Source organism: Halomonas sp. GFAJ-1 (assembly GCF_000236625.2).
GTDB lineage: Bacteria > Pseudomonadota > Gammaproteobacteria > Pseudomonadales > Halomonadaceae > Vreelandella.
In genome coordinates this window covers 1-21,751 of sequence record NZ_AHBC01000058.1, presented here as the reverse complement: position 1 = coordinate 21,751, position 21,751 = coordinate 1, and the positions used below count along the sequence as shown (strand labels likewise).

Annotated in this window: 19 protein-coding genes; 13 read left to right on the top strand and 6 right to left on the bottom strand. The window is 55.5% G+C overall.

Translation table 11 applies throughout. The annotated features are described in order from the left end of the window. The first annotated feature begins 99 nt into the window (after window positions 1–99). The 6 genes from paaA to paaZ all read left to right on the top strand — a co-directional run bounded on the left by paaA (window position 100) and on the right by paaZ (window position 6,110). Window positions 100–1,086, top strand: coding sequence for a 1,2-phenylacetyl-CoA epoxidase subunit PaaA (paaA, locus tag MOY_RS15520; RefSeq protein WP_009101611.1), 987 nt, complete (start codon window positions 100–102; stop codon window positions 1,084–1,086). Between the two features lie 88 nt (window positions 1,087–1,174). After that, on the top strand, window positions 1,175–1,456 hold the full coding sequence (gene paaB, locus MOY_RS15515) for a 1,2-phenylacetyl-CoA epoxidase subunit PaaB (RefSeq protein WP_009101609.1): 282 nt from the start codon (window positions 1,175–1,177) through the stop codon (window positions 1,454–1,456). 11 nt (window positions 1,457–1,467) lie between these two features. Beyond that, on the top strand, window positions 1,468–2,298 hold the full coding sequence (gene paaC / locus MOY_RS15510) for a 1,2-phenylacetyl-CoA epoxidase subunit PaaC (protein WP_009101607.1): 831 nt from the start codon (window positions 1,468–1,470) through the stop codon (window positions 2,296–2,298). After that, complete coding sequence (gene paaD, locus MOY_RS15505; RefSeq protein ID WP_009101605.1) at window positions 2,282–2,896, top strand: 1,2-phenylacetyl-CoA epoxidase subunit PaaD; 615 nt, start codon at window positions 2,282–2,284, stop codon at window positions 2,894–2,896. The genes paaC and paaD overlap by 17 nt, the downstream gene beginning before the upstream one ends. Before the next feature lie 19 nt (window positions 2,897–2,915). Continuing rightward, window positions 2,916–3,998, top strand: coding sequence for a 1,2-phenylacetyl-CoA epoxidase subunit PaaE (gene paaE / locus MOY_RS15500; protein WP_009101603.1), 1,083 nt, complete (start codon window positions 2,916–2,918; stop codon window positions 3,996–3,998). A gap of 69 nt (window positions 3,999–4,067) precedes the next feature. Further along, window positions 4,068–6,110 (top strand): phenylacetic acid degradation bifunctional protein PaaZ, encoded by a 2,043-nt coding sequence (gene paaZ / locus MOY_RS15495; RefSeq protein WP_009101601.1) that lies wholly within the window; start codon window positions 4,068–4,070, stop codon window positions 6,108–6,110. A gap of 115 nt (window positions 6,111–6,225) precedes the next feature. Here paaZ and MOY_RS15490 read toward each other — a convergent pair whose 3' ends face one another. From MOY_RS15490 to MOY_RS17285, 5 genes are all read right to left on the bottom strand, one after another. Next, window positions 6,226–7,521 (bottom strand): TRAP transporter large permease, encoded by a 1,296-nt coding sequence (locus MOY_RS15490; RefSeq protein WP_009101599.1) that lies wholly within the window; start codon window positions 7,519–7,521, stop codon window positions 6,226–6,228. After that, window positions 7,514–8,056: a TRAP transporter small permease gene (locus MOY_RS15485; protein WP_009101597.1), complete on the bottom strand. Its 543-nt coding sequence runs from the start codon at window positions 8,054–8,056 to the stop codon at window positions 7,514–7,516. Before MOY_RS15485 ends, MOY_RS15490 begins: the two co-directional genes overlap by 8 nt. Before the next feature lie 57 nt (window positions 8,057–8,113). Then, window positions 8,114–9,175 carry a TRAP transporter substrate-binding protein gene (locus tag MOY_RS15480; protein WP_009101595.1) on the bottom strand — a complete coding sequence of 354 codons (1,062 nt, stop codon included), beginning with the start codon at window positions 9,173–9,175 and terminating at the stop codon, window positions 8,114–8,116. 359 nt (window positions 9,176–9,534) lie between these two features. Next, entirely contained in the window at window positions 9,535–10,023 is a 489-nt protein-coding gene (locus tag MOY_RS15475) for a MarR family winged helix-turn-helix transcriptional regulator (protein ID WP_009101593.1), read from the bottom strand. Further along, window positions 10,020–10,196 carry a hypothetical protein gene (locus MOY_RS17285; protein ID WP_158003273.1) on the bottom strand — a complete coding sequence of 59 codons (177 nt, stop codon included), beginning with the start codon at window positions 10,194–10,196 and terminating at the stop codon, window positions 10,020–10,022. Before MOY_RS17285 ends, MOY_RS15475 begins: the two co-directional genes overlap by 4 nt. Window positions 10,197–10,466: 270 nt before the next feature. On the opposite strand from MOY_RS17285, the gene MOY_RS15470 reads away from it, so the two are divergent. The 7 genes from MOY_RS15470 to MOY_RS15440 all read left to right on the top strand — a co-directional run bounded on the left by MOY_RS15470 (window position 10,467) and on the right by MOY_RS15440 (window position 17,859). Next, window positions 10,467–11,435 (top strand): MBL fold metallo-hydrolase, encoded by a 969-nt coding sequence (locus MOY_RS15470; RefSeq protein WP_009101591.1) that lies wholly within the window; start codon window positions 10,467–10,469, stop codon window positions 11,433–11,435. A gap of 76 nt (window positions 11,436–11,511) precedes the next feature. Then, a complete protein-coding gene (locus tag MOY_RS15465; RefSeq protein WP_009101588.1) occupies window positions 11,512–13,242 on the top strand; it encodes an FAD-dependent oxidoreductase in 1,731 nt (576 codons plus the stop codon). Then, window positions 13,229–13,429, top strand: a complete 201-nt coding sequence (locus MOY_RS15460; protein WP_009101586.1) for a DUF2783 domain-containing protein — start codon at window positions 13,229–13,231, stop codon at window positions 13,427–13,429. The genes MOY_RS15465 and MOY_RS15460 overlap by 14 nt, the downstream gene beginning before the upstream one ends. An 82-nt stretch (window positions 13,430–13,511) precedes the next feature. Next, the gene (hmgA, locus tag MOY_RS15455; RefSeq protein ID WP_009101584.1) at window positions 13,512–14,819 is read left to right on the top strand and encodes a homogentisate 1,2-dioxygenase; all 1,308 of its coding nucleotides are present in this window, start codon (window positions 13,512–13,514) and stop codon (window positions 14,817–14,819) included. A 57-nt stretch (window positions 14,820–14,876) separates the two neighbouring features. Next, window positions 14,877–15,896: a fumarylacetoacetate hydrolase family protein gene (locus tag MOY_RS15450; RefSeq protein ID WP_009101582.1), complete on the top strand. Its 1,020-nt coding sequence runs from the start codon at window positions 14,877–14,879 to the stop codon at window positions 15,894–15,896. A 25-nt stretch (window positions 15,897–15,921) separates the two neighbouring features. Further along, on the top strand, window positions 15,922–16,566 hold the full coding sequence (gene maiA / locus MOY_RS15445) for a maleylacetoacetate isomerase (protein ID WP_009101580.1): 645 nt from the start codon (window positions 15,922–15,924) through the stop codon (window positions 16,564–16,566). Between the two features lie 102 nt (window positions 16,567–16,668). Continuing rightward, on the top strand, window positions 16,669–17,859 hold the full coding sequence (locus MOY_RS15440) for a multidrug effflux MFS transporter (RefSeq protein ID WP_009101578.1): 1,191 nt from the start codon (window positions 16,669–16,671) through the stop codon (window positions 17,857–17,859). Window positions 17,860–18,051: 192 nt separating this feature from the next. Here MOY_RS15440 and MOY_RS15435 read toward each other — a convergent pair whose 3' ends face one another. Then, a complete protein-coding gene (locus tag MOY_RS15435) occupies window positions 18,052–21,567 on the bottom strand; it encodes an indolepyruvate ferredoxin oxidoreductase family protein (RefSeq protein WP_009101576.1) in 3,516 nt (1,171 codons plus the stop codon). Window positions 21,568–21,751 lie beyond the last annotated feature (184 nt).

Sequence of the window (21,751 nt, the reverse complement as noted above, 5' to 3'; positions counted from 1 at the left end):
GCGATACATAAAAATACTTGTTGATAAAATATTTTGTGTCACTATACTTTAAACAAGATAAGCCACACTCCCTGATAGTCCGACGCCGCGGAGGTCTCTATGTACGCGCAGCTCGTTGAAACCGGTTCTAACAAACTTAAAACGCTTGATGAGATGAGCCCTGAAGAACGCCAGTTCCAGGAGCGCATCAATGATGAAATTAAAATAGAACCCAAGAATTGGATGCCGGATGCCTACCGTAAGACGTTGATCCGTCAGATTTCTCAACACGCGCACTCCGAGATCGTCGGTATGCTGCCGGAAGGTAACTGGCTGACACGTGCACCGACCCTTAAGCGCAAACTGCAGCTAATGGCCAAGATTCAGGACGAGGCGGGTCACGGCCTGTACCTTTATAGCGCCATGGAAACGCTAGGTGCCGACCGCGACGAAGAGATCGACAAGCTTCACGATGGCCGCGCCAAGTACTCCAGCATCTTCAACTACCCCACGCTCAACTGGGCTGACATGGGCACGATCGGCTGGCTGGTCGACGGCGCTGCCATCGTCAATCAGGTACCGCTACAGCGCACCTCTTACGGCCCCTACGCGCGCGCCATGATTCGCGTGTGCAAGGAAGAGAGCTTCCATCAGCGCCAGGGTTATCAAATTCTGTTGACCATGATGCAGGAGGGCACTGACGACCAGAAAGCCATGGTGCAGGACTCCATCAACCGTTTCTGGTGGCCATCGCTAATGATGTTCGGGCCATCCGATGAGAACTCACCCAACAGCGCTCAATCGATGGCCTGGAAGATCAAACGCCACAGCAACGATGAGTTGCGTCAGCGCTTCCTCGACCAAACCGTACCGCAGCTAGAGCTGCTGGGCTGCACCGCCCCTGATCCGGATCTCAAATATAACGAAGAGACCGGTCACTATGAGTTCGGTGAAATCGACTGGCAGGAGTTTTTTGACGTAGTGAAAGGCAACGGCCCCTGCAACCGCGAGCGTGTCGAGGCACGTCGCAGCGCCATCGATAACGGTGCCTGGGTACGTGAAGCCGCCGTGGCCTATGCCGCCAAACGTCAACGACGAGCGGCCTGATTTTAAAACCTGCTCTTAAAACACGTGATCCTTACAACAATAGGGAGTCTCGCGAGCCGAGGCTCCTCTGACCACTGAGGCTTCTCTCATGGCTGACTGGCCCCTCTTCGAAGTTTTTATACGCAGCAAGCATGGTCTTAACCACAAGCACGTCGGTAGCGTACACGCCGCCGATCGCTGCATGGCAATTGAAAATGCCCGCGAGCTTTATACCCGCCGTAATGAAGGGGTAAGCATCTGGGTGGTTCCGGCCAGCGAAATCACCGCATCTTCTCCCGACGAGAAAGAGCCGCTGTTCGACCCGTCTAATGACAAGGTCTATCGCCACGCATCCTTCTACAAACTGCCGAAAGAAGTCGGCCACATGTGAGGGAGGCAGTGATGCAGAACCTAGCTCTGAAAAACTCAGTTCAAAAAAACATAGCTCAAAAAACACAAACACCGTTGACCGATTACCTGCTACGCCTTGGCGACAGCGCTTTAGTACTGGGTCAGCGCCACGCGCAGCTGTGTGGCAAGGCCCCCGCGCTGGAAGAAGAAATGGCGTTGATGAATGTGGGTCTTGATCTGTTCGGACAGGCGCGCAACTGGCTAGGCTATGCGGCTGAGCTGATAGCCGCTGAAGGCGGTGGCAGCCAGCATAAAATTGATGCCGATCACCTGGCTTTTCGCCGCGACGCACACGACTTTCGCAACCTGCTGATCGCCGAACAGCCCAACGGTGACTTCGCCGACATCATGGGACGCCAGTTCCTGTTCGATGCATGGCATGTTCACCTACTTGACGGCCTAGCCGAATCCAGCGACCCGCGCATTGCTGAAGTGGCCGCCAAGTCACTCAAGGAAGCAACGTACCACCTACGCCGCTCCTCCGAATGGGTTATTCGCCTGGGCGATGGCACCGAAGAGAGCCACACCCGTATGCAGCGCGCCCTCAATAACCTCTGGCAGTTTACCGGCGAGCTATTGCAAACCGACGAAATTGACCAGGCCATGATAGAGGCCGGTATCGCGCCTGATCCGGAAACCATTGCCGCTCGCTGGAAAGCGACGGTGGAAGAGGTGCTTGAGGAAGCCACGCTGGAACGCCCTTCCTACGACGCTTGGATGTATACCGGCGGCAAAGTTGGGCATCACACCGAGCACTTGGGCTTTTTGTTGGCGGAAATGCAATACCTGCCGAGGACGTATCCTGATGCGACCGTCTGGTAACCCAACGCCTGCTCCTATCGGTAATGGGCCTGTCAGTGACGGGCCTATCGATGACTGGCCCTCCAGAGACCTGATCGGCAGCGACCGCAGCGGGCTGCCACGAGCGGGCGAAAAAGGCGATGTCGACGCTGTACTGGCCGTTTTACAGGAAGTGCCAGACCCGGAAGTGCCTGTGGTCAGCGTGGTTGAGCTGGGAATTGTGCGCGATATCGATTGGGTGGACGGTCGGTTGGCGGTCAACGTAACGCCAACTTACTCCGGTTGCCCAGCAACGGAAGTTATTGAACAGCATATCCATGAAGCACTGGTGGCCGCTGGCTACTCAGACCCGCTGATTCAGCGCCGCCTATCCCCCGCCTGGACCACCGACTGGCTGACCGACGAAGGGCGCGAAAAATTGCGCGCCTACGGCATCGCACCGCCGGTAGGAAGTGCTAGCAAACGTAGCCTGACAGGCCAGTCTGATCCGGTAGTGCCCTGCCCTTTATGTGGCAGCAACGCGACCGAACGCGTCAGCGAATTCGGCTCTACAGCTTGCAAGGCGCTCTACCGCTGCCGCGATTGCCTGGAGCCTTTCGATTATTTCAAGTGTCTGTAAAACGACGAGACCATTTCCCATGAGCCGATTTCACGCCCTGACCGTCAAGGATGTACGCAAGGAAACCCATGATGCTGTTTCCATTGCTTTCGACATTCCCGACGACCTGCTGGACGCCTTTCGTTTCACCCAGGGGCAGTACCTGACACTGCGCCACGACATCAACGGCGAAGATGTCCGACGCTCTTATTCAATCTGCACCGGCGTCCACGAACATGAGATGAGAGTCGCCGTCAAGCTAGTGCCAGGCGGCAGCTTTTCCAGCTTTGCCAACCAACAATTAAAGCCTGGTGATCGCCTTGACGTGATGCCGCCCCAAGGCAAGTTCTTCGTGCCGCTTGATCCCAGCCGTGAAGGCCATTATCTGGCGGTGACCGCTGGCAGCGGCGTCACCCCCATCATGTCGATTGTTTCCACCACCCTGGAAAGCGAGCCAAAAAGTCGTTTTACCGTCATCTATGGCAACCGTTCTACCACGGGCACGCTGTTTCGCGAGCGACTACAGGATCTCAAGGATCGTTACCTAGAACGCCTCAACATCATTTACGTGTTCAGCCGCGAACAACATGAAATCGAGCTGTATAACGGCCGTATCGATGTCGATAAGTGCAATGCCCTGTTTGATCGCTGGGTAGACGTACCCAATCTCGACGCTGCATTTATCTGTGGTCCGCAAGAGATGACCGAGATTGTGCGTGATGTCTTGACCGACCACGGACTACCGAAGGACAAGGTGCACTTTGAGCTTTTCACGACGGGGCTACCGACCGCAGGCGCCAAGCGCCGCCAGGCAACCAGCGCCGCTCAGCTTGAAGCAGAAACTTCGCACATCAAAGTGATCATCGACGGCCGCACCATCGAATATAAGCTGCCCCGCAATACCCAGAATATTCTCGATGCAGGTAACGAGCACGGCGCCGACCTACCGTTCTCGTGCAAGGCTGGCGTGTGCTCCACCTGCAAGTCCAAAGTCATCGAAGGGGAGGTGGAAATGGACGCTAATTACGCTCTGGAAGATTACGAAATAGATGCTGGCTACGTACTGTCCTGCCAGTGCTATCCGATCAGCGACAAGGTGGTCCTCGATTTTGACGAGGTGTAAGCCCTAGTCCACCTACTTCCAAGCCGGCGACCGCGCCGGCTTTGTCTATGTTGTACGGGAGAACACGCAATGCCAGTTTTACAGAGTTACATTGCCGGTCAGTGGTTTGGCAAAACCGAGTCCAAAGCACTAATCAGCGCCATCAACGGCGAGACCGTTGCGCACACTCACCAAGAAGCAATCGATTTCCGCGAGGCGGTGGCGTATGCCCGCCACACCGGCGTAAAAAATATGTTGGCGCTGGATTTCCAGCAGCGGGCTGCCATTCTTAAGGCGCTGGCCGCCTATATCCAAGAGCGTAAGCGTGAGCTCTATGCCATCTCCCACCACACCGGCTGCACCAAGGCTGACTCTTGGATCGACATTGACGGTGGTTTCGGCACCCTGTTTACCTACGCCTCCACGGGGCGTAAGGAACTGCCCTCCGGCAATGTGGCCCACGAAGGCCCAGTGACCCAGCTAGGTAAAGAGAACCACTTCAACGGCACCCACATTCTGGTGCCCCGCCGCGGTGTCTCGGTGCATATTAATGCCTTCAACTTCCCCATCTGGGGCATGTTAGAGAAGTTCGCGCCCGCCTTTCTGGCAGGCATGCCGTGTATCTTCAAACCGGCCACTGCGACCAGCTACCTGACCGAAGCTGCGGTGCGCGTCATCATCGACTCTGGCCTACTGCCGGAAGGTGCGCTGCAACTGGTGATTGGCGGGGCGGGCGACCTACTAGATCACCTAGAAGAACAAGACTTTGTGACCTTTACCGGCTCAGCGAATACCGCCCTAATGCTGAAAGGCCACCCTAACATTATGGCAAAGAGCATTCCCTTCAACGCTGAAGCGGATTCACTCAATAGCGCCATCATGGCCCCTGATGTAAGCCCGGAAGATGAAGAGTTCGAGATCTTTGCCAAAGAAGTGGTCAAGGAAATGACCGCCAAGGCAGGCCAGAAATGTACCGCGATTCGTCGAGTGTTAGTGCCCGCCGAGCATCTGGATACATTGGCGGACATGATTAAAGAGCGACTTTCCAGAATCGTGGTCGGCGACCCCAATGAAGAAGGTGTGCGCATGGGCGCGCTCTCGTCCGGCGACCAGCTACGCGACGTAAACGAAGCTATCGAGCAGCTGCTGGAAACCAGCGAGTGCGTTTTTGGCAGAGATGGCAGCTTCAAGCCTGTCGGCCAGGGCGTGGAAAACGGTGCTTTCATCACCCCCCAGCTCCTGATCAACCGCAACCCACTGAACGATGGCGGCGCTCACGACATTGAAGCCTTTGGCCCTGTTGCGACGCTAATGCCTTACAGCGGTATCGACGAAGCGCTGGCCATCGCCGCCAAGGGCAAAGGCAGCCTGGTAACTACGCTGACCACAAAAGACCCCGCCATTGCTGCCGAAATGATCCCCGTGCTGGCCGCCCAGCACGGCCGCCTGCACATTCTAGATGCTCAGGCATCAAAGGAGTCTACGGGTCACGGCTCTCCGCTACCGATGCTCAAGCATGGTGGGCCTGGCCGCGCAGGCGGTGGCGAGGAACTCGGCGGTATTCGTGCAGTTCACCACTACCTGCAGCGCACCGCTATCCAAGGCTCTCCGACCATGCTGGCGGCAGTCACAGGGGAGTATGTGCGTGGCGCCAAGGTGATCGAGAACGATATCCACCCGTTCCGCCGCCATTTCGACGACCTGCAGGTGGGTGAGTCACTGCTCACCCACCGCCGCACCGTTACCGAAGCTGACATCGTCAATTTTGGCTGCCTTTCCGGCGACCATTTCTACATGCACTTCGACGACATTGCCGCGAAAGAGACCCAGTTCGGCCAACGTATTGCCCATGGTTACTTTGTACTGTCGGCGGCTGCGGGTCTGTTCGTCTACCCAGGCGAAGGCCCCGTACTGGCTAACTACGGCCTGGATACTCTGCGCTTTATTACACCTGTGCTGGTCGGCGATACCATCCGCGCCCGCCTAACCTGTAAACGCAAAATTGATCAGGGCCGGGCCTCTCCCGACGGGCACCCACAAGGCGTGGTGATGTGGGACGTGGCCGTGACCAATCAACATGATGAGCTGGTCGCCAGCTACGACATTCTAACGCTGGTCGCGAAACGCCAGTAACGTCTCAGCCGATACAGCTAGACAAAAAGCAAGACAAAAACGGATGACAGGGCACTTACCCTGTCATCCGTTTCTTTAGCACGGACGTTAATAGAACCGCATTAATCGCACAGCGTTAATACAGCAGCTGCGGCAGGAACAGCACAATCGCTGGGAAGATAAGCACGAGTAGTGCGCGGATGGTACCTGCGACCCAGAAAGGGGTGACGCCACGGAAGATAGTGCCCGTTGATACATCCGGCAATACAGCCCGCAATACGAACACGTTCATACCAACAGGGGGCGTTATCAAACTGATCTCGATGACAATAACGACAAGTATGCCAAACCACACCAAGTCGTAACCTAGCCCCGCAACGACGGGGAAAAATACCGGCACGGTTAGCAGCATCATCGACATGCTTTCAAACACACAGCCCAGTATCACGTAGATAGCGATAATCACCAGAATGACCACAAAAGGTGCCACATTGAGGCCATTAACCAGCGCCAGCAAGTCTCCAGGCAGCCCCGCACGGTTGATAAAGTTAGCGAAGATCAGCGCCGTTAAAACCACGGCAAATAGCATCGCCGTAGTACGCACGGTGTCCATCAACACATTCATCAACACTTGTGGTGTCAGCGCACGCCGCGTCAGTGCAATCAAAAATGCACCCATCGCACCAATACCGGCTGCTTCTGTGGGCGTAAACACGCCTAGGTAAATACCGCCAATCACCAGCACAAACAGCGCTAGCGTACTGCCTACGCTTTTTAGTGCTTGAATCCGCTCTGCCCATGGCACTCTCTCTGCTGCAGGACCTGCACTGGGGTCACGCCAGAGAACCCACTTGATGGCACCTATATAAAGAAAAATGCCAAGAATGCCGGGAATAAAGCCAGCCGCGAACAGCTCACGAATACTGGTTTCGGTCAGAATTCCATAAATCACCAACATAACGCTCGGTGGTATCAAGATACCCAAGGTGCCACCCGCAGCAATGGAGGCAGCGGCAAGCGAATCCTTATAGCCATATTTGCGCATTTGCGGCATGGCAACTCGGCCCATGGTCGCGCACGTCGCCAAGCTCGATCCACATATCGCACTAAAACCGCCACAGGCAACAATCGTCGCCATCGCCTGACCACCCTTGCGGTGACCTAGAAAGCCATTAGATGCTCGAAACAAGGCATCGGATAATCCCGCATGGGAAACAAAGTTGCCCATTAGAATGAACAAGGGTATGACCGACAGACCATAGTCCATAGCCGTATCGACCACACGGCGCGCCGCCATTGCCTCAGCCGCATTCCAGTTACCGGTGAGAAAATAGAACCCGGCAAAACCGACGATACCCATCGCAAACGCCAGGGGCACGCGTAGAAAGACTAATACCAACAGTACTGCGAAACCGTACAGCGCTTCAGTCATGAGACTCTCCTTTGCTCAATGGGCCACCTTTTTCGATTACCTTGAGCCCTTCGAGCAAATAGAAACCGGCTCGCATGAGAGTGAGTAGCGCTGAAAGCGCGAGCATGATAGCGATCAACCCGATCAGATAGCCGCGTGGAATGCGCAAAAACTCGGTCACGTCTCCCCATGAGAAAGCGCGCTCTGCCAGTGCCCACACGCGCTGCGCCATCACCCACAGGGCGGCCGTCACGATTAGGTTAACAATCACTTCACGTATCCAGACAAGCTTGGCTGGGAAAACCGCATCAAGCAGATCAACAGCGACATGCTCTTGACGCCAACAAACGACCGGCAGCGACAGAAATACCAGCGCTGCCAACATCAGTTGGGTTAATTCAACGGTGCCAAGGATGGGGGAGTTAAAAAAGTAGCGGCCGCCTACGTCAGCAGTGGTCAACAGCATCATGCCAAAGAGGGTAGCGCCGGCCACCCCCTCTAGCATCATCTGCAGAACCCGGCTAACGCGCGTAGCACGTGCCATTTGGGTTTGCATGGTCGCTCTCCGTCTAGCGCCAGTAAGTACTTACTTTGAGTTATCAGGGGCTAAGTCTTAAGGTGCTAAGTCATCAGGTACTAGGCCACTTACGCTCTCTTCTTCCGCTGCAGCAATAAGCTGCTCGCGATAGAATTCGATAGCGGCCATCGCATCGACGTTACGGTTTTCTGAGACAGACTCAGCCCACTCAGCAATCATGCTGTCACTCATACTTTGCAGTGTGTTGAGGTCATCGCTACCGAGTTCGGTAAAGGTGTGGCCAAGCTCTTCTGCAAAGTCGACGCCCCGCACATCGGATACGTCCATCATGTAGCCGAACAGGCGAGATAAGCGCTCACCAGAAACAGATTCAACGGCTTCACGATCTTCAGGCGACATTTCATCCCAGATCATCGGATTGACAACAATGGTGAAACTGCCGCGATAGAAACCACCATCAACTTTGAGGGTGTAGGGGAAGATCTCCGCAACACGGAAACTGCGCAGCCCTTCAGGAACCAGCATCGCACCGTCAATAACACCCTGAGAGCCAGCTTCGTAAACCCCGGTAGGCGGCAAGGCAACACCGGTCAGTCCCAGGGCGTTAGAGAGGTCTCCCATTACGCCACCGCCTACGCGAATGCGCTTGCCTTTAAGGTCTTCTAAGGTTTCGTACTGCTCACTGCTAAAGATCCAGCCGGGCCCGTGGACACCGGCGGCCACAACATCAACGCCACGGTGTTCACCTGCCGCTGCCAGATACTCCTGGTGGGTACGCCAGTAGGCACTGGAGGCATGTTCCGATGAGAAGTCCTGGAAAGTGGGAAATTCCGGAAGCTTGGTTAGCTGAAAGCGACCAGTGTTATAGCCGTGGAAAACCCAGGTCGCATCGGCGATACCATCGGCCACCATTTCCATCTGAGAAGCCGGGGGCCCCATATCATGTATCACGTCTACGGTTACGCGACCTTCCGTTGCTTCTTCAATCCACGCTTTCCACGTTGGCCATACCATGGTGTTGATGCCGTGATTCGGGCCAGCCCAGGTACTCACGGTGATGGTTGTTTGTGCAAAGGCGGAGGTGCTCAGCGTTGCGGCGGCAATGGCGCCGACCATTAAGTTTGTTGTTTTATTCACTTTTCTTTCCTCTAGTCGTCACGAAGCGGAAGCGCTCAACGTGATACTTTATTATCATATTAATAAAAATATATGAATCACGTTATTTATCACGATGCCTGCAGATACGTGGGTCGTGCAACGACCCATCGACTAATAGATGCTAATACTTAAGTATTAATAAGTATTTTTTTATTAAATTACAATGATTTATATGAAAAGCAACCACTCCCTTGAGTCGCTACCAATGACTATAGGGGATTATTTTTCTCTCAGCTTTTTGTTACACAAATATTACCTACTGAGCCACTAACGACGCCCCATTGAGAGCATGCCGCTTAGCATTCGCCAACGTGTCTCGTTTTGCCTCTCTCTGGCCTTTAGCCAATTCTCTCCAACTGCCGTTCAAGCTTGCGCATGGTATTAAGCAGGTCACGATACTCACCAACGCTTAGGGTTGACACCAGATTGGCTTCCCACGCTTGGGCTTCGGGCACTAACTTATTGAGTAGCGCTTGCCCAGTTTCCGTTAGCTGTAAGTCATGTAACCGCTGGTCCTGCTGCGAGGGCGTCCGGCTGATTAATCCGCGTTCTTCCAGCGACTGAATAGCGCGAGACACGCGCGCCTTGTCCATGTTGGTATAGGCACATACCTTCTTCGCGGTTAAATCGTCGCAGTGGCTAAGCCATGCAAGTACGCGCCACTGGGCGATGTTGAGCTCATAGGACTCAGCATAAAGCTTCTCTAACGCCTGGCTGATGCGGTCAGCGAGGCGATTCAGCTGATAGGGTAGAAACTGATTAAGGTCTAGCTCTGCCCTGGCTGAAGAGTCCAAAGAGGCCTCGCCGTCTGCTTTATCCATCGTCATTGTATTTCTCCTAGTGCCGCCGGATGATGGCAAAAAAACAGCACGATAGCTGGGAATATGGGCACCAGCAACGCGCCTATCACACTGATATTGTGCCTCGTCAGCACTTCTCGTGGCGGCATAAACTCCATGTCTCGATATAGCAGCAGGCGCATCAAACGCGTGACTGACATCACTCCTCGTTAAAGCTAGTGAGCCTCTATGAAGCTCATCACAGCCGTGAACACTGCCCCCATATGGTATCTTATGCAACCAATTTACAGATTTTAATCATTAGACCTAAGTCTTATTTTGCATTAAACAGCTGATTTTTTCAGATTTATTGTTAATACCTTGCAAAAAAAGACCCATCCGGCACACAGCATACTGGACATTTAGTTTCATAAGAAACTATTCTCCTGTCGTACAACGATCTGAATCACCCTGATAGCACCGGAGATACCATGAGCAAGAAATTCGCATCCCATGCCGATACCGAAGAGAAACAGATCAGTTTCACCAAGCTGGCAGAAGGGCTTTACGCCTACACGGCCGAAGGTGATCCCAATACCGGTATTGTGATTGGCGATGACAGCGTAATGGTCATCGACACCCAGGCCACGCCCATCATGGCCCAGGACGTTATCCGCCGTATTCGCGAGGTAACTGACCTGCCGATTAAGCATGTGGTCATGAGCCACTACCATGCGGTGCGTGTTCTCGGTGCTTCGGCGTACGATGCTGAGAACATATACGCAAGCCAGAACACCTATGACCTGATTGTAGAGCGTGGCCAGCAAGACTATGAATCAGAAGTCGGCCGCTTCCCGCGCTTGTTCAAAGGGGTCGATTCTGTCCCTGGTTTAACCTGGCCAACCACTGTCTTCCAGGAAAAACTGACCGTCTTCATGGGTGAGCGCGAGGTACAGATCATCCACTTGGGCCGCGGACACACCAAGGGCGACACCATCGTTTGGTTACCGAAAGAAAAAGTGATATTTGCCGGCGACCTGGTTGAGTATGGCGCGACCCCCTACACCGGCGATGCTTACCACGAAGACTGGCCTGCCACGCTTGACCGCCTGCAGGCCATGCAGCCTCAAAAGCTGGTGCCCGGTCGCGGCGATGCACTGCAAACTGCCGAACAGTGCCAGGAAGCTATTCAAGGCACCCGCGACTTCTTGAATGACATGTACGGAAGCGTCAAAGCCGGTAAGGCAGCGGGCAAATCACTCTCTGAGTGCTACGCCGAGACCTACGCGCTACTTAAGCCGAAGTATGGCCACTGGGTCATTTTCGATCACTGTGTCCCTTTCGACATCACTCGCTGCTACGACGAAGCAGGCGGCGAATACCCAGATCCCCGCATCTGGACGGCAGAGCGTGATACCGCTATGTGGCACTCGCTGCAGGACGCCGTTGAAAATCAGTAAGTGCCTCACCAGTGACACCCACTGATCATGCCCAGCTGTCGGGGGCAACGCACCCGACGCTGTAGGGGAGTAATAGATGCCAACAACCTATAAAAATCCTGTCTATCCTTACCGACGCCCGCCTGAGCTCGATGCTCCAGACGTTCGCCATTACCCGGTAGTGATTGTCGGTGCCGGGCCCAGCGGCCTCGCTGCCGCTATCGACTTGGCTCAGCAAGGCATTAATTCGATTGTCCTGGACGATAACAACACCGTTAGCGTCGGGTCACGGGCACTGTGCTTTGCTAAACGTTCGCTGGAAATTGTCGACCGCCTGGGCTGTGTCGAGCCGATGCTTGAAAAAGGCGTTACTTGGCAGCACGGCCGCGTCTTTTTCCAAGACCGCGAAGTCTACGACTTCAACCTGCTGCCCGAAGACGGCCACCGTATTCCGGCCTTTATTAACTTGCAGCAGTATTACTTTGAAGAGTTCCTGGTCAACCGTGCTCACGACTTTGCTGAGCACATTGACCTTCGCTGGAAGCATAAGGTCATTGATGTTGACGCTCAGCCCGACAGCACCGCCATCACGGTCTCGACTCAGGAGGGTGACTATCAGCTGACCTGTGACTATCTTCTTGTTTCGGATGGCGCTAACAGCCGAATCCGCGACATGCTGGGCCTAGAGTGCAAAGGCCAGGTATTTCAGGACCGCTTCCTGATTGCGGATGTGGTGATGAAGGCCGACTTCCCAACAGAGCGCTGGTTCTGGTTTGACCCGCCCTTCCATCCTAACCAGTCAGTGCTGCTGCACAAGGAACCGGACAATGTTTGGCGTATCGACTTCCAGCTAGGCTGGGACGCTGACCCGGAAGAAGAGAAGAAAGAGGAGAACATTCGCCCACGCGTGCAGGCAATGCTTGGCCAAGACGTGGAGTTCGAGCTTGAGTGGGCCAGTGTCTACACCTTCCGCTGCCGCAAGATGGATAACTTTATTCATCACAGCGTGATATTTATGGGCGACGCGGCGCATCAGGTATCTCCCTTTGGCGCCAGAGGGGCTAATGGTGCCCTACAAGGTGTGGATAACTTGGTATGGAAGCTTGTTCGGGTTCTCAAGCAGCAAGCGCCTGCGTTGCTTTTGTCCACGTATAACGCTGAGCGCCAGCACGGCGCGGCAGAAAACATCCTTAACTCTACCCGGGCCACTGACTTTATTACCCCGAAGAGCCATATCAGCAAAGTGTTCCGCGATGTGACGTTAGAGCTGGCTGAGAAACATGCCTTCGCACGTAGTCTGGTCAACAGCGGCCGCCTTTCCATGCCGTGTCGCTATGACCACTCACCGCTTAATACCCCCGATGTTGACGGTGGCCCAAGCGAGTTACGCCCTGGCAGTCCCGTCAAAGACGCCCCCATTCGGTTAGGCAAAGAGAGCGCGTGGCTGCTCAACCAGTTTGGCAATGGCTTTGTGTTGCTACTCGATGGCCGTATGGATGACGGGCACGCTGACGCCTTGTCAAAAGAGCTGGGTGAGCTGTTAGAACGCCGCCCTGATTTAAGACTGGTGGTCGCTAGTTCCGCGTCAAATGCGCTTAGCGCTCTGCCGCGCACCACCCTCATCGACGATACCGAAGGTCTAGTGACAGAGCGATACGGCTTGAAGGCAGGTGCCGGATACCTTATCCGCCCTGACCAACACGTTGCTGCTCGCTGGCACGCCGTTACAGCTCACAAGGTTGAAGATGCTTTAGACCGTGCGCTAGGCGTTCATCTTGCAAGTGATGCTGACACGCCCTCTCAGGAACGCCGCCATGCCAATGCTTGAACTGAACCCCAATTTCACTGACCCGGATGCCTTTTATGCGGCACTTACAGCGCTGCATCGTGACCGCAGCGACGCCGAAAGCGAACGCATCAATGCCCGCCTGATCCTGTTACTTGCCAACCACGTCGGCGATCAAGCGGTGCTCAAAGAGGCGATGGCCCATGCAGCCTGTGACGTCGATCAATAGCCGCGCCATAGGTTTATAACAATTTAGCTTTAACAAAATATACGTTTATCAAACTAACGTTCAAATAAAGCAGGACCTAACAATGACTGAACAGTTGAGCTATCAAAACGGCTTTCATAATCACTTTTCAAGCGAAGCGCTGCCGGGCGCCCTGCCGATTGGGCAAAACTCACCCCAACGCTGCGCTTACGGCCTATACGCGGAACAGTTAACCGGTTCCGCGTTCACTGCGCCGCGTCATCAAAACTTTCGCAGCTGGCTCTACCGCATTCGCCCGTCCGTTGTTCAGAGCGCGTATCAGCCGCTAGAAAACAAAAACATCCATACGGCTCCGTTAGACAAACCTGCGGCGGACCCCAACCAGATGCGCTGGGATCCCGTTGCTATTCCAGATGCACCGACTGATTTTATCGATGGCTTGTTTACCATTGCGGTCAACGGAGATGCGGGAACCCAAGCTGGCGTGGGCGTGCATGTTTATACATTCAATAAAGACATGACCGAGCGGTTTTTCTACAACGCAGATGGTGAGTTGCTCTTCGTTCCCCAACTGGGCGCTATTCGTTTACGCACTGAATTTGGTGACATCGAGATTGATAACGGAGAGATTGCCGTTATCCCACGCGGCGTGAAGTTCCAAGTGCGTAGGGCACAGGGGGTTGACGCTGCGCGGGGATATATTTGCGAAAACTACGGCAGTCCTTTAGAGCTACCCGGCCTCGGCCCCATCGGAGCTAACGGTTTAGCCAACCCACGTGACTTCCAAAGCCCCGTGGCAGCCTATGAAGACCTTGAAGGCGACTACCGCTTAGTGGCTAAGTTCTCTGGTCGCTTCTGGGAGACAAAGCTCAACCATTCACCGTTAGACGTGGTGGCGTGGCACGGCAACTGCGCGCCCTATAAATATAATCTGGCTAACTTTAACACCATCAATACGGTAAGCTTCGACCACCCAGACCCATCAATCTTTACCGTCTTGACGTCACCCTCTGATACGCCGGGAATGGCCAATCTTGATTTTGTCATTTTTCCACCGCGCTGGATGGTTGCCGAGAACACCTTCAGGCCACCCTGGTTCCACCGTAACCTGATGAGCGAGTTTATGGGGCTTATCCACGGTGAGTATGACGCCAAAGCGGAAGGCTTCACCCCAGGCGGCGCCAGCCTACATAACTCTATGTCGCCCCACGGCCCGGATGCTGAAACCTTTGAAAAAGCCTCCAACGCCGAGCTGAAGCCCCAGTTCCTGGGGGACACACTGGCCTTCATGTTTGAAAGCCGCTACTTCTTCCATCCGACCCCTGCGGCGCTGGATGCGGACTTCCGCCAACGTGATTATGTTGATGTCTGGTCAACGCTGCGTTCGCACTTCGATCCAAACCAGCCCTAACACTATTATAACGAGTGGGGCTGCGCGCCCCACCCTGATGACAAGGATTGAATCATTATGAAACTTGCAACACTTAAAAAGGGGCGCGATGGGGCGCTCATCATTGTCTCCCGCGACCTCACTCGTGCAGTGAGCGCTGACGATATTGCTCCCACGCTGCAAGCCGCCATTGAAAACTGGGAAGCGGTTAGCCCGCCGCTTGAAGCGCGCTATGCACAGCTGAACAGCGGTGATGCTGACGGCGCTTTTGAACTTGACCAGAGTGCCCTGCACTCCCCGTTACCGCGTGCCTACCAGTGGGCCGACGGCTCCGCCTACCTGAACCATGTCAAGCTGGTACGCCAGGCACGTAATGCCGAGATGCCTGAAACCTTTTGGACCGACCCGCTGATGTACCAGGGCGGTAGCGACTACTTCCTAGCCCCCACTGACGATATTGAAGCGGTGAGTGAAGAGCATGGCATCGACTTTGAGGGCGAGATCGCCGTTATCACCGATGACGTACCCATGGCCGTGACCCCAGAGGAAGCCGCCAAGCACATTAAGCTCGTAATGCTGGTTAACGATGTGAGCCTGCGCGGCCTCATTCCAGGCGAACTCGCTAAAGGCTTCGGCTTTTTCCAAGCCAAGCCCGCCTCTTCTTTTTCGCCTATCGCGGTGACCCCCGATGAGCTGGGCGATGCCTGGCAGGATGGCAAGGTACACCTACCGCTGACCGTGCACCTTAATGGCGAGAAGTTTGGCGAGCCAGAAGCGGGTCCCGATATGATTTTCAGCTTCCCACAGCTGGTTGCCCATGCGGCTAAGACTCGATATCTCGGCGCGGGTGCTGTGATTGGCTCGGGCACTATTTCTAACCCAGACCCCGACGGCGGCCCTGGAAAGCCAGTGGCTGATGGTGGTGTAGGCTATAGTTGCTTGGCCGAAGTGCGCATGGTCGAGCAGATACTCCACGGCCAGGTGAAAACGCCCTTTATGCGCTTTGGCGACCGAGTTCGTATCGAAATGTTCGACCGCGATGGCCACAACATCTTTGGCACGATTGATCAACAAGTCGTGAAGTATCAGCCCAAATAAAGCACGGCAATATAAGGAAAGCGACATGACGACGCTTTACGGCTACTTCCGCTCGTCGGCTGCGTATCGGGTGCGCATCGCCTTAAACCTCAAGGGTCTAGCCTACGACCAGACCCCCGTCAATCTGGTGAAAGGCGAGCAACGGGGTGACGAGCAATTGGCGCGCAACCCGCAGGGGATGGTGCCAAGCTTGGGGCTAGATGACGGTGTAGTGCTCAACCAGTCACTGGCGATCTGCGAGTACCTTGACGAGGTGTACCCAGCTCCCGCGCTGCTGCCGGCTGACGCCTTAGCGCGCGCGCGGGTGCGTAGCCTTGCGCAGTTAGTCGCTTGCGACACTCACCCGCTCAACAACCTGCGGGTACTCAAGTACCTGGTGGGTGAGCTGGGAGCGGACGACAACGCCAAGCTTACCTGGTACCGCCACTGGGTTACCGAGGGATTTACCGCTCTGGAAGCAGCGCTTGCAGGTGGCGCCAATACCGGCGATTTTTGCCATGGCGACACCCCAACGCTTGCGGATATCTGCCTGATACCCCAGGTGTATAACGCAGAACGCTTCGAGTGCGATTTATCAGCCTACCCGACGATCCAGCGCATCGCTGCCAATTGTCGTGCGCTGCCAGCCTTTGCAAACGCCGCACCGGAGGCACAGCCTGACGCTAACTGAGCTTAAGCTAAGAGAAAAGCTAAGCTAGGCAGGTCAGCAATGAGCGGGCGCCTCTCCGCTGGGAAGGCGCCCGTCGCGTGTCTAACCATAAGGAGCTACGGGGTGCTAAAGCTGCCCTCTACCGCCACTATCGTGGCCCTGGCCGCACTAACGGCGCTCGGCCCGCTAGCGACGGATATGTACTTACCCGCCATGCCCGCCATGGCACAAGCGCTGAATACCGGCCCAGACCAAATCCAGCTAACCCTTAGCCTCTATATGGCTGGATTCGCCCTGGCTCAACTATTATGCGGCCCAATCTCTGACCGCTTTGGCCGCCGCCCAGTGATGATCGCAGGCCTCTCGCTGTTTCTCGCGGCAAGCCTACTCTGCGCCTGGGCACCAACCGTCGAATGGCTGCTGGCTGGACGCTTCTTGCAGGCCTTCGGCGGTGCTGCTGGCCCGGTGCTAGCAAGGGCCGCAGTGCGCGACATCCACGGGCCTATCGAAGCAGGCCGCATCCTCGCCTATATGGCGAGCACCATGGCGCTCGCCCCTGCCCTGGCTCCTGTTGGGGGTGCGGTATTGCTGCTGTTCTTTGGCTGGGAATCAGTGTTCGTGGTGCTGGCACTTTATGCGGCGGTGATGCTGGCGGTGCTGATACTGATGCTGCCCGAACCGCTAGCGAAGGAGCGGCGGCAGTCGGTTCACCCAAGGGCGATACTCGCTAACTTTCGCCTACTACTAAGCCAGCGCGCCTTTATTGGCTACACCTTGGTGAATGCGGCCGCTTTTTCCGGGCTGTTCGCTTACCTTTCGGGCTCCTCCTTTGTACTCATCGAGTATATGGGTGTCGCCCCTACCCTTTATGGCGTGCTGTTCACGCTGATTGTCGTGGGCTTTTTTATTGGAACGCTGGCCAGCGGCCGATATAGCCACCGCCTGGGGCGTGATCGCCTTATCACCCTGGGCAGCGTGGTCTGCGCGATAGGCGGAGGAATCATGGCGGGCTTGGCCGTGGTGGGCATTCATCTCCCCTGGGCAGTCGTGGGGCCGCAGATGGTATTCATGCTGGGCGTCGGCATTCTGATGCCGCAAACAATGGCCGGGGCGCTCGCGCCCAACCCACAGTGTGCCGGTGCGGCATCTTCTTTATTTGGTTTCCTGCAAATGACGATTGCCGCTGTGGTAGGTGGATTAGTTGGGCAATTCCACGACGGCAGCTCCCGCACCATGGCCTTGACGATAGGGCTGATGGGGCTGCTCACCTTGCTAAGCCACTGGCTGCTGGTACGCCGCCGAAAAGAGGCGTAGCTGAATCACTGTATCGCTACCTAGCAAAAGGCCACGCATTGCATTGCGTGGCCTGATGAAAGCTTTGTAAAAACGCTTTCTAACACGATCAGCAATAACCCGTAGCGGGGGTCTTTCGCCATGGATGGCGAAAGTAGCGCCCAGGGAAGGGTTTACAGCGCCCCCGTCGCGGGTTATTCAGATCGTACTCAGTCAAGCAGCTTCGACAGCGATGGTCTTCGAGCGACCTTCACGTAGCTCCTTCAGCAACGTCTCGCGGCGCTCGTTGGCTTTCTCAGCGGCGGCCTCACGAACCGGCCCGAAACCACGAATCTCTTCCGGCAGCTTAGCAAGCGCCAGGGCCGTAGCGTGATTTGCCCCGTCAAGACGAGCCACCAGCTCATCAATCAGCTGCTCGTAGTCCGCCAATAGGGCGCGGTCCAGCTTCCGGTCAGCGCTGAAGCGAAACGGGTCCAGCGCCGTGTTACGCAAACCGCGCATCTTTGCCAGCGCGCCCATTGCCTTCAGTACCCAGGGGCCGAAGCGGCGCTTCACAGGACGCCCCTGCGCATCTTTTCGGCCACTCAGAAGCGGCGGTGCCAAGTGGAACCTTAGCTTATAATCCCCTGCAAATGTTGCGTTGACCTCCTCCAGGAAATCGCTCTGGGTGTAGAGCCGCGCTACTTCGTACTCATCTTTATACGCCATCAAGCGATAAAGCTGATGCGCGACGGCTTCACTCAATGAGTCGCCACCGTTTAACGCGGCCTCTGCGTCACGCACTTTCGTCACCTGGGCGACGTAACGCTCAGCCAAAGCACGGTTCTGATAACGCTCCAGATGACGGCTATTACGCGCGACCACGTCGTCCAGCGTAGCATTCGCGGACAGTGGCATCGTATCCAAGTGCTGCTGAAGGTAGTCGGGCTCCACCGCTGCCAAGCGGCCCCAGGCAAAGGCCTGACGGTTCTTTTCTACGGCGACGCCGTTAAGCTCCAAGGCACGCTGCAGTGCAGGTTCAGAAAGTGGCACTAGCCCCTGTTGCCATGCAAACCCCAGCATCATCATATTGGAAAATACGGTATCCCCTAGCAGCTGTTCCGCTAGGCGATTGGCGTCCAGCGACGCGAAGCGTGCATCTCCCACTGCATCACGCAGCATGTTAAGGCGCTTGCCGGGCTGCATATCCGCATCGCGATAAAGGACATAGTCCGCCGTGGCGAGCTCGGCCAGATTGGCCACAATACGCGTGGTCGGCTGCAGCACATTCAGCGCTTTCTGCGAACTGGCCACCACCATATCGCAAGCGATCATTGCATCGGCCTGACCCGCTTCGATACGTACCTGATTAAGCTCGCTGGGCTGAGATGCCAAGCGGACATAGCTAAGTACCGCCCCGCCTTTTTGCGCAAACCCCATGAAGTCGAGCACACTGGAGCCCTTGCCTTCCAGGTGAGCAGCCATGGTGATCAGCTGGCCAACGGTCACTACGCCTGTGCCGCCAACGCCCCCCACCAGCAGATCATAAGGGGCCGCCAAAGGGGCAATAGCAGGGCTTGGCAAATGCGACACCCGTTTCCAAAAGGCGTTGTCGGCCGTCACACCTTGACCTTTACGCAGTTCGCCACCTTCAACAGTGACAAAGCTAGGGCAAAAGCCGCTGACACAGGACATATCCTTGTTGCAGGACGACTGGTCGATTTTGCGCTTGCGTCCTAACTCGGTCTCGCGAGGCACCACCGATAAACAGTTCGACTGTACCGAGCAGTCTCCACAGCCCTCACAGACATGGTGGTTGATAAACACGCGGCGGGCTGGGTCTTCCATCAACCCGCGCTTGCGCCGACGGCGCTTTTCAGCTGCGCATGCCTGGTCATATATCAACACGGTGCAGCCGGGGATCTCGCGCAGTTCACGTTGTAGCGTATCCATCTCTTCGCGGCCGTGGAAAGTCACCCCTTCAGGGAATTCCTTTTCATGCCCCCGGTACTTCTCCGGTTCGTCACTGACCACCATGACCCGGCGAACGCCTTCATCCAGCGATTGTCGGGCAATCATCGGAACATTAATTTGCCCATCCACCGGCTGGCCGCCCGTCATGGCCACCGCGTCGTTGAATAGAATTTTGTAGGTAATATTGACGTTGGCAGCCACTGCCTGGCGCACCGCCATTGAGCCGGAGTGAAACCAGGTGCCTTCGCCTAAGTTCTGGAAAATATGACCATTGCCGGTAAAGCGACTCTTGCCTACCCAGTTAACGCCTTCGCCACCCATCTGAATTAATGATTCGGTGCTGCGGTCCATCCACGAGGCCATAAAGTGGCAGCCGATCCCCGCCAGGGCTTTACTGCCTTCCGGCACTTTCGTCGAGCTGTTGTGTGGGCAACCGGAGCAGAAATACGGCATGCGACGTACACCGCCAAGCTCTTTAACACCTGCTTGGCACGCATCAACGGTTGCCAGCTTGTCGCTAAAATCAATCTTGAAAAAGCGCGCTAAACGCTCTGCGACAAAGCCTGCCAAGAGGCGCGGGCCAAGCTCTCCAACAAAGGGAATCAGCGGTTTGCCAGTTTCATCCTGCTTGCCGGTAATGATCACTTCGCCTGGATGGTCGGGTTCTGACATGTACTCTTTTAGCTGGCTTTCAATAATGCCGCGTTTCTCTTCAATGACCAGCACCTCGCGCTTGCCATGAATAAACTCAAGAATGCCGGGTCGATGGAGCGGCCATACCATCCCAACTTTGTATATTTCCACACCCAATTCACGCAGCTTCGCTTCATCCAGCCCCAATAAACGCAGCGCCTCAAGTAAATCCAGGTGTCCCTTGCCGGTGGTCACCAGCCCAAACGTCGCCTGTTCTTGGCGAAATAAATACTGATCAATCGGGTTGGCCGTGGCAAACGCCTGAACGGCAGCCAGCTTGTGCTCAAGGCGGGTCTCAAGCTGCGGCCCCGGCAAGTCGGGCCAGCGATAATGTAGACCGCCTTCCGGCACATCGAATTCAGGCGTTACATATTCCGGTAACGGGGGCACGTCCACCGACGCGCCACTCTCGACGGTTTCAGAAACCGCTTTGAAACCCACCCAGCAACCCGAGAAACGTGAAAGTGCATAACCCCACAGCCCAAAGCGTTCATATTCTGCCAATGAAGCAGGGCTCACCACCGGCATAAACCACGCCATAAAGGCAACATCCGACTGGTGTGGCATTGAGGACGACACACACCCATGGTCATCACCCGCGACCACCAGCACACCGCCAGTCGGTGAGCTGCCATAGGCATTACCGTGCTTTAACGCGTCACCCGCGCGATCAACGCCTGGCCCTTTGCCATACCACATACCAAAGACGCCATCGACCTGCCGTTCAGGGTCTGTCTCTACCTGCTGGCAGCCCAGCATCATGGTGGCAGCCAGGTCTTCATTGATCGCGGGGACAAAATCAATTTTGTGCGATGCCATAGCGGCTTTCGCTCGCCAAATCTCTTGGTCTACACCGCCCAAGGGAGAGCCACGATAGCCGCTGATGAGACCTGCCGTGTGGCGGCCATCGCGGCGATCAAGCTCGGCCTGGCGCAAAGCAATGCGCACCAACGCCTGGGTGCCGGTTAGAAAGACACGGCCTTCTCCGCGGCTATAGCGGTCAGCCAGTTCGTAGTCATCAAGTGTGATATCGAGAGACGGGTTAGTAGAACCAGCCTGCTCAGCGATTGAGTGGATTGTCATGAGAGATCACCAGTACGGTTGAAGAGTTATAGTTGTAATACGCTTGAGTCTAGCCAAGAGCGCACTAAAGGTGCTTGCTAATTCACTCTTCAAAAGTCTGGTTATTAATCATTCCTTTCATTTTTTTTCTTTAGACGCAATGATATTCAACAAACCACAAATAAATGAAATGACGCCATGAGAG

What these genes read in the sequence shown, in the direction of transcription:
- MOY_RS15475 (WP_009101593.1), bottom strand. Translation starts at nt 10,023, where the DNA reads ATGACGATGGATAAAGCAGACGGCGAGGCCTCTTTGGACTCTTCAGCC.
- maiA (WP_009101580.1), top strand. Translation starts at nt 15,922, where the DNA reads ATGACGACGCTTTACGGCTACTTCCGCTCGTCGGCTGCGTATCGGGTG.
- MOY_RS17285 (WP_158003273.1), bottom strand. Translation starts at nt 10,196, where the DNA reads ATGTCAGTCACGCGTTTGATGCGCCTGCTGCTATATCGAGACATGGAG.
- hmgA (WP_009101584.1), top strand. Translation starts at nt 13,512, where the DNA reads ATGACTGAACAGTTGAGCTATCAAAACGGCTTTCATAATCACTTTTCA.
- MOY_RS15485 (WP_009101597.1), bottom strand. Translation starts at nt 8,056, where the DNA reads ATGCAAACCCAAATGGCACGTGCTACGCGCGTTAGCCGGGTTCTGCAG.
- MOY_RS15465 (WP_009101588.1), top strand. Translation starts at nt 11,512, where the DNA reads ATGCCAACAACCTATAAAAATCCTGTCTATCCTTACCGACGCCCGCCT.
- paaB (WP_009101609.1), top strand. Translation starts at nt 1,175, where the DNA reads ATGGCTGACTGGCCCCTCTTCGAAGTTTTTATACGCAGCAAGCATGGT.
- paaD (WP_009101605.1), top strand. Translation starts at nt 2,282, where the DNA reads ATGCGACCGTCTGGTAACCCAACGCCTGCTCCTATCGGTAATGGGCCT.
- paaZ (WP_009101601.1), top strand. Translation starts at nt 4,068, where the DNA reads ATGCCAGTTTTACAGAGTTACATTGCCGGTCAGTGGTTTGGCAAAACC.
- MOY_RS15435 (WP_009101576.1), bottom strand. Translation starts at nt 21,567, where the DNA reads ATGACAATCCACTCAATCGCTGAGCAGGCTGGTTCTACTAACCCGTCT.
- MOY_RS15450 (WP_009101582.1), top strand. Translation starts at nt 14,877, where the DNA reads ATGAAACTTGCAACACTTAAAAAGGGGCGCGATGGGGCGCTCATCATT.
- MOY_RS15490 (WP_009101599.1), bottom strand. Translation starts at nt 7,521, where the DNA reads ATGACTGAAGCGCTGTACGGTTTCGCAGTACTGTTGGTATTAGTCTTT.
- MOY_RS15460 (WP_009101586.1), top strand. Translation starts at nt 13,229, where the DNA reads ATGCCAATGCTTGAACTGAACCCCAATTTCACTGACCCGGATGCCTTT.
- paaA (WP_009101611.1), top strand. Translation starts at nt 100, where the DNA reads ATGTACGCGCAGCTCGTTGAAACCGGTTCTAACAAACTTAAAACGCTT.
- MOY_RS15470 (WP_009101591.1), top strand. Translation starts at nt 10,467, where the DNA reads ATGAGCAAGAAATTCGCATCCCATGCCGATACCGAAGAGAAACAGATC.
- paaE (WP_009101603.1), top strand. Translation starts at nt 2,916, where the DNA reads ATGAGCCGATTTCACGCCCTGACCGTCAAGGATGTACGCAAGGAAACC.
- paaC (WP_009101607.1), top strand. Translation starts at nt 1,468, where the DNA reads ATGCAGAACCTAGCTCTGAAAAACTCAGTTCAAAAAAACATAGCTCAA.